At 61.8% G+C, this 931-nt stretch carries 1 protein-coding gene; it reads right to left on the bottom strand.

Going from position 1 to position 931, the window contains the following annotated elements; genetic code table 11:
- Nucleotides 1-931, bottom strand: a 931-nt coding sequence (locus tag JNB88_RS33105) for a UDP-glucose dehydrogenase family protein (protein WP_220359163.1), incomplete at both ends; no start/stop codon positions are given.

Here is a 931-nt window from a genome sequence, read left to right as displayed (position 1 = left end):
TGGCGCCACCGTCCAGCAGGGCCTGGATGATGGTAATCGACGGCGCATCACGCATGTCGTCGGTGTTCGGCTTGAAGGTCAGGCCGAGGACCGCGATCTTCTTGCCGCGAACATTGCCATCGCAGGCTGCAATGACCTTGCGGCCCATGGCGCGCTTGCGGTTGTCGTTGATCGCCACTGTCGTCTCGATGAGCCGCATCGGGCTGTCATGGTCCTGCGCCGTCTTGACCAGCGCCAGCGTATCCTTCGGGAAGCAAGAGCCGCCGTAGCCGGGGCCGGCATGCAGGAACTTGTCGCCGATGCGCTTGTCCATGCCGATGCCCTTGGCGACCTTCTGCACGTCGGCGCCGATCTGCTCGCAGAGGTCGGCGATCTCGTTGATGAAGGTGATCTTCATGGCGAGGAAGGCGTTGGCGGCGTATTTGATTAGCTCGGAGGTGCGGCGCTCACAGAAATAGAGCGGTGCCTCGTTGAGGTAGAGCGGGCGATAGACCTCGCGCATGATCTCGATGGCGCGTGGCTCCTCGGTGCCGAGAACAATGCGGTCTGGGCGCTTGAAGTCGGTGATTGCAGCGCCTTCGCGCAGGAACTCCGGATTGGACACCACGCAGATGTCCTTTTCAGGGAATTCCTCCCGGAAGATCCGCTCGATCTCATCGCCGGTGCCGACGGGAACCGTCGACTTGGTTACGACGACCGTAAATCCGGAGATCGCAGCAGCGATTTCGCGGGCGGCGGCATACACATAGCTCAGGTCGGCGTGGCCATCGCCGCGGCGTGACGGCGTTCCGACGGCGATGAAGACGACGTCGGCACTGGCAACCGATGTCGCCAGCTCCTTGGAAAAATCCAGGCGACCGGCAGTGCGATTGTGTTCGATGATGGTATCGAGTCCGGGTTCGAAAATCGGAACTTTTCCGGCTTCCAGTGC

It is taken from the genome of Rhizobium cauense (genome assembly GCF_019511525.1).
Taxonomy (GTDB): Bacteria; Pseudomonadota; Alphaproteobacteria; order Rhizobiales; family Rhizobiaceae; genus Rhizobium; species Rhizobium cauense.
Note: the sequence above shows the minus strand (reverse complement) of the source record. Positions and strands in the feature narration are given on the sequence as shown.